Genomic DNA, 6,312 nt, shown 5'->3' with positions numbered 1-6,312 from the left:
TGACCCCGTCGATCGCCACCACCCGCCCGCGCACCTCCGACGCGGGCGTGTTGCTCCACCTGGTGGGGGCGCAACCGGCCCTCGTCGTAGGTGCCGTCGAGATCAGCTCGCGTCGAACTCCCGTGCCGCGAGAGCCCGAACGATTCCGGCCCTACCCTCGATCACCAGGCGACGGAGTGCCGGAGGCAGGTCGCCGTCCAGGAATCCGTCCGCTGCCGCCAGCGACTGCTCGCTGATCGACCAGGAGGGATACAGCCCGATCACGACGGTCTGCGCGACCTCGCTGGATCGACGAGACCAGACACCCTCGATAGCGTCGAAATAGCGGGCGACGTACGGCTCGAGCAGCTCGCCCTGGCCGGGACCGGCGAAGCCACCGATGATCGAGCGTGCCGTGATGTTGGGAACTGCATCGTCGTCGACCACTGTCGTCCAGGCCTGCTCCTTGACCTCCGAGCTGGGCCGAGCGGCTCGCGCAGCCGCTGCCGACCGGGCTCCGGCGGCAGTGTTGTCCCTGGCTGCCTCGGCGTCGATCACCGGTGAGTCCAGGCCTTCGGCGTCGATCGCACCGGCACCGGCCAGCGCCGTGACGATGCGCCAGCGCAGATCGGTATCCACGCCGAGGCCGGTCAGAGACTGCCCCTCGACATCACCGTCGAGAAGAGCGTTCAGCACGTCGGTGTGACGGTCACCGAGTTCGGTGCCGGTGAGAGCATTGACGAAGGCCAGCTGGTGATCCGAGCCTGCTTCGGCGCTGCGCGCCAGCTCGAGCAGTGCATCGGCGAACTCGGGGGTACCGTGCTCGGCCGCCCATGCCGGATCGGCGTAGCTGGAGATGGCGGTCTGGGCTTGCAGCAGAAGACGTTGCACCACACCCACTTCCGTCTCACCGCCGATTCCGCGCTGGACGAGGGCCACGAAGTCTCGCGCCTTCATCTCGGCGGATCGAGTCATCTCCCAGGCCGCCGACCACGCAAGAGTGCGGGGGAGTGGCTCGGCGATGTCACCGATTCGAGAGAGGAGGACATCGAGCGAATCCGGGTCGAGTCGCACCGCGCAGTACGTCAGGTCGTCGTCGTTGACCAGGACGAGCTTGCCGCGCGAGACGCCCACCAGCGCGTCGACATTCGTCGACTCGGCAGCGTCGAGGTCGAGTTCGACGCGGTCGGTGCGCACCAGCTTGCCGTCGACGTCGTCGTAGATGCCGACTGCGATGCGGTGCACGCGATGCTCGCCTGCACCCGGGGCCGCACCGGTCTGCAGCACCGAGAAGCGGGTGAACTTGCCGTCGGCGTCGACCTCGAAATCCGGGCTCAGCGTGTTCAGGCCGGTGGTGCGCAGCCACTGGGTGCCCCAGTCGGAGAGGTCGCGTCCCGACGACTTCTCCAGCGCGGCAAGCAGATCCGAGAACGTCGCGTTGGCGAAGGCATGATCGACGAAGTACGCCCGCAACCCGGCGAGGAAGTCCTCCTTGCCGACGTACGCCACCAGCTGCTTGAGCACACTCGCGCCCTTGGCGTAGGTGATGCCGTCGAAGTTGACCTCCACGGCCGCGAGATCGGGAATGTCGGCGGCGATGGGGTGCGTCGACGGCAACTGGTCCTGTCGGTAGGCCCAGGCCTTCTCGACGTTGGCGAAGGTGGTCCAAGCGTTGGTGTATTCGGTTGCCTCGGACTGGCACAGCACCGAGGCGAACGTGGCGAACGACTCGTTGAGCCACAGGTCGTCCCACCAGGTCATGGTCACCAGGTCGCCGAACCACATGTGCGCCATCTCGTGCAGCACGGTCTCGGCGCGACGCTCGTACGAGGCGCGGGTCACCTTGGACCGGAAGACGTAGTCCTCCAGGTACGTGACGGCACCGGCGTTCTCCATCGCACCCGCATTGAACTCGGGCACGAAGAGCTGGTCGTACTTGCCGAAGGCGTAGGGAGTGCCGAAGTTCTCGTGGTAGAAACCGAAGCCCTGCTTGGTCTCGGTGAACAGTCGTTCCTCGTCCATATGCTCGGCAAGCGATGCGCGGCAGTAGATTCCGAGCGGAATGGTGCCGTGGTCGTCGGTGTACGAGTCGGTCCACTCCGCGTACGGTCCGGCGATCAGCGCGACGAGGTAGGTGCTCATCAACGGTGTCGTGTCGAACACATGCTCGCCCGCTGCAGGCTCGGCACCGTGCGCGGCATTGGAGATGACGGTCCAGCTCTCCGGTGCGGTGACCTTCAGATCGAAGGTGGCCTTGAGGTCGGGCTGATCGAAGCAGGCGAACATGCGCTTGGCATCGGCGGTCTCGAACTGCGAGTAGAGGTAGACCGTGCCGTCCGACGGATCGACGAAGCGGTGCAGTCCTTCTCCGGTGTGCGAGTAGAGGCAATCCGCGTCGATGACGAGTTCGTTGTGCTCGGCCAGATTCTCGAGCGAGATGCCGGTCGACTCGTCGTAGCTCGCCGTATCCAACTCGGTGCCGTTGAGCGTCGCGGAGCGGATCGTGCTCGCGATGACGTCCACGAATGTCGACGCCCCGGCGGTGGCCGCGAACGTGATGGTGGTGAGCGAGCGGAACGTCTTCTCGCCCGGATTGCCCTCGCCGTCGGTGAGATCGAGAACGATCGCGTACTTCGTTTCCCCGATGATCGCCGAACGCTCGGAGGCTTGGTCACGCGTCAGGTTGGGAGCAACCACTTCAGTCGACACCTCTTCGTGTAGTTATGGATAGTGCCTTCCATCCCATCACGTCACGCGTACCCCGCGCTGGCCGACGGGCCGTGCGGAATGTCTGCGCGGTGGGCGGTTGTTACCCAATGAGAGACGTTGACCTCGACTTCCAAGGAGTAGGACAGTGGCCGGTTCAGGACAGAAAGACACTGCGGATTTTTGGTTCGACCCACTGTGCCCGTGGTGTTGGATCACCTCGCGGTGGATTCTCGAGGTGCAGCAGGTGCGAGACATCGATGTGAACTTCCACGTCATGAGCCTGGCAGTGCTCAACGAGGGCCGCGATCTGCCCGAGGAGTACGCCGCGATGATGAAGAAGGCCTGGGGGCCGGTTCGCGTCGCGATCGCCGCTGCCAAGCTGAAGGGTGACGAGATCCTCGACCCGCTGTACTCGGCCATGGGAACGCGAATTCACAACGAGGGCAACAAGGATTTCGACGTCGTGATCGCGGAGTCGTTGGCGGAACTCGACCTGCCCGGTGACCTTGCGAAGGCCGCCGAGAGCACCGACTACGACGAGGACCTGCGGACCAGTCATCACGCAGGTATGGACAAGGTCGGACCCGACGTCGGCACCCCGACCATCCACGTCAACGGTGTGGCCTTCTTCGGCCCTGTGCTCTCCCGAATCCCGCGTGGCGAAGAGGCAGGCAAGCTCTGGGACGCATCGGTGATCTTCGCGTCGTACCCGCACTTCTTCGAGCTCAAGCGCAGCCGAAACGAAGATCCGCAGTTCGACTGACAGCGCTACCCCTCGTGCGTGGAAATTCGTAGTAGCAGTCGAACTTTCACGCACGACGGGCGCTGGGTCGGTGCAGCTAGGCGACGATTCGATCCGACGGGTCGACGGTGCCGAACACTCGGTGCTCGCCGACGTGGAATCGCCTCGCCGACCACGCCGCTGCGGCCGCGTCGAGGAAGTCGTCGACGGCGGGCCCGGGCGGTAGATCCGCCAGGTCGACGTGTTCGCTCCAGCGCATCAGGGCGGCCAACCGCTGCCCGACGCCTCTGCCGGTCTTCTTCGACGCGAACGTCGTCGTCGGTGACATGGCGCGGAACGAGCATTCGGGATGTACCTCGACGTACCTGTCCCGGTCGAAGTCCGCATCCCGCCACGCCTTCACGGAAGGCAGGATATGCCACGTCTGCTTGCTGATCGCCTTGCCGGTGAGCTGCCGAGACACCGCACACGCGTCGGGATACGACTCGGCGGCGAGCACGTCGACGACCGGCGTGTGAAAGATGGAGCTTCGCGCACTACCGAGAAACGTCTTCGCCTCCAGTTCGCTGACCCGATAGCCGTGCTCGGGCAACGACAGCGGCATGTCGACACCCACCCGTGCGCAGTCCCGTGTCACCTCGAGCACCTCCGTCACCGACGCACACTCGGTCCATGTGAGGGTCGTCCCGGCAAAGAAGGCGACCACCCACGCGCCTTTCGCGCCGTCCACACCGGCGAATTTCTCGGCTTCGGAGTTCACCTGTCAGACTCTAGGCATGCGCGTATACCTGGGTGCCGACCACGCCGGCCTCGAGTTCAAGAATCAGATCATCGAACACCTGACGGCGACCGGGCACGAGCCCGTCGACTGCGGTGCCTTCGACTACGACCCCGTCGACGACTACCCGGCATTCTGCATCGACGCAGCACGCCGCGTCGTCGCCGACCCGGGTAGCCGCGGCCTGGTGCTCGGCGGTTCCGGAAACGGCGAGCAGATCGCAGCCAACAAGGTGCCGGGCGCTCGCTGCGCGCTGGCGTGGAGCGTCGAAACCGCCAAGTTGGCCCGCGAGCACAACGACGCCCAGCTCATCGGCATAGGTGGCCGCATGCACACCCTCCCCGAAGCCCTCGCCATCGTCGACGCCTTCCTCGGTACTCCGTTCTCGGGCGAGGAGCGCCACCAGCGCCGCATCGACATCCTGTCCGAGTACGAGCGCAGCGGCGAGGCACCCGCCGTGCCGGGAAAGCCCGCGTAGGTGCCCGAGGGGCACACCCTGCACCGACTGGCTCGGTTGCATCAACGTCGGTTCGGCGGGGCACCGGTCGAGGCGAGCAGCCCACAGGGGCGCTTCACCTCCGGTGCTGCGCTGATCGACGGTCTCGTACTGGAAAAGGCCGAGGCCTGGGGCAAGCATCTGCTGCACCGATACGAGTCCGACCTGATCGTGCACATCCATCTCGGCCTGTACGGGAAGTTCACCGAACAGGCTGTGCCGCTGAACGATCCGGTGGGTGCCGTGCGGCTGCGCATAGTGGGGGAGAAGTACGGTGCCGACCTCCGCGGGCCCACGGCCTGCGAGATCTACACCGAGGAGCAGGTCGACGCCCTGGTGGCGCGCCTGGGGCCGGACCCGCTGCGTAAGGACGCCGACTCCGACGCTGCCTGGGCGCGAATCTCCAAGTCGCGCACGGCAATCGGCACTCTGCTGATGGATCAGAAGGTGCTCGCGGGCGTCGGAAACGTCTACCGTGCCGAGATTCTGTTCCGCCACGAGATCAACCCGATGCGACCGGGCAAAGACCTCGACCGATCCGAGTGGGACGCGATCTGGTTCGACCTCGTCGAACTGATGAAGATCGGTGTTCGACGCGGTCGCATCATCACCATCCGGCCCGAGGACGATCACGGCGACACCTACGGTGCGCGGCGACCGCGCTCGTACGTCTACCGCAGGCAGGGATATCCCTGCCGGGTGTGCGGAGCCGACATCCTGCACTCGGTGATGCAGGCTCGGAACCTGTTCTGGTGCCCGGTCTGTCAGGCGACCTAGAACCCGCCGAAGTCGCCTCCACCGCCGAAGTCGCCTCCGCCGTCGAACATGCCCCCGCCCCCGTCGTCCATGGCACCGAATTCCGTGTCGCCGCCGCCGGAGTCACCGCCGCTGTAGTCGTCGCCGGACCCATCGCCGGCACCGTCGGCCCCCATGTCGTCGCCTGCCGCAGTCTCTTCCGGAACCCCGGCCATGCCGGAGAACATCGCCGAGAACAGGAACATCGAACCCATTCCCCATACGCCTGCGACCAGGGCCGGACGCCACCACGGCTCGGAGTACCAGCCCGCGGGCACCGGACGGCCCGCGACTCGGCCACCCGGGTAGTAGTTCGGGGTGCGATCGGACGGATCCGGTGATGCCGCGATCTCACGGCCCTCGAAGTCGACCTTGCGATCCTCGGTGACTCGACCCGCCTGCTGTTGGCCGTCGATGCCCTGCACCTCCGGGCCCGGATCCATGCCCATCGCCAGGCGCGCGGCACGGATGTAGTAGAGCCCCTCGAGCGCCGTCTGCTTGGCCAGTCGAGCCTGTTCGGGGGTAGTGGCCTGGTCGATCTGCGAACCGGCAGCGATGTTGCGTTCGGACGCGTCGGCCAGGGCCTGCTTGGACGGTGTGTCGGTGCCGATCAGGTTGTAGACCTGCCCGCCGAGACGTTCGATCGATTGGCGGGCATCGGCCTTGGCGTCGGCCAGCGCGGTTTCGGCCGCCGCAGCCGATCTCTTCTTGCTTCGCAGCACCAGCAGGGCCACTGCGGCGACGACGAGGATGATCAGGACTATTTCCACTGCGGGCCTTCCGCCGACGGTGCATGCCCGGTTCGTACGGACA

6 protein-coding genes are annotated in these 6,312 nt (G+C 66.0%); 3 read left to right on the top strand and 3 right to left on the bottom strand.

Annotated features, from left to right (window positions below; all coding sequences use genetic code 11):
- Positions 1–102: 102 nt before the first annotated feature.
- Positions 103–2,676, bottom strand: a complete 2,574-nt coding sequence (pepN, locus tag R4P57_RS12155) for an aminopeptidase N (RefSeq protein ID WP_317803089.1) — start codon at positions 2,674–2,676, stop codon at positions 103–105.
- Positions 2,677–2,833: 157 nt separating this feature from the next.
- On the opposite strand from pepN, the gene R4P57_RS12150 reads away from it, so the two are divergent.
- Positions 2,834–3,451: a DsbA family protein gene (locus R4P57_RS12150; protein ID WP_317803088.1), complete on the top strand. Its 618-nt coding sequence runs from the start codon at positions 2,834–2,836 to the stop codon at positions 3,449–3,451.
- A 76-nt stretch (positions 3,452–3,527) separates the two neighbouring features.
- On the opposite strand, the gene R4P57_RS12145 is transcribed toward R4P57_RS12150, so the two are convergent.
- A complete protein-coding gene (locus tag R4P57_RS12145) occupies positions 3,528–4,190 on the bottom strand; it encodes a DUF429 domain-containing protein (RefSeq protein ID WP_317803087.1) in 663 nt (220 codons plus the stop codon).
- A 16-nt stretch (positions 4,191–4,206) separates the two neighbouring features.
- Here R4P57_RS12145 and R4P57_RS12140 point away from each other — a divergent pair, with 16 nt between their 5' ends.
- Both R4P57_RS12140 and R4P57_RS12135 read left to right on the top strand, forming a co-directional pair.
- On the top strand, positions 4,207–4,686 hold the full coding sequence (locus R4P57_RS12140) for a ribose-5-phosphate isomerase (RefSeq protein WP_317803086.1): 480 nt from the start codon (positions 4,207–4,209) through the stop codon (positions 4,684–4,686).
- Positions 4,687–5,481, top strand: a complete 795-nt coding sequence (locus R4P57_RS12135; RefSeq protein ID WP_317803085.1) for an Fpg/Nei family DNA glycosylase — start codon at positions 4,687–4,689, stop codon at positions 5,479–5,481.
- Here R4P57_RS12135 and R4P57_RS12130 read toward each other — a convergent pair.
- A complete protein-coding gene (locus tag R4P57_RS12130; protein ID WP_317803084.1) occupies positions 5,478–6,269 on the bottom strand; it encodes a DUF1542 domain-containing protein in 792 nt (263 codons plus the stop codon). The genes R4P57_RS12135 and R4P57_RS12130 overlap by 4 nt on opposite strands.
- Positions 6,270–6,312 lie beyond the last annotated feature (43 nt).

Source organism: Rhodococcus sp. IEGM 1330 (assembly GCF_033142445.1).
Classification (GTDB): Bacteria; Actinomycetota; Actinomycetes; order Mycobacteriales; family Mycobacteriaceae; genus Rhodococcoides.
This window is presented reverse-complemented; position numbering and strand designations above follow the sequence as displayed.

Coding starts and splice junctions, on each gene's coding strand:
- R4P57_RS12140 (WP_317803086.1), top strand. CDS start 4,207: ATGCGCGTATACCTGGGTGCCGACCACGCCGGCCTCGAGTTCAAGAAT.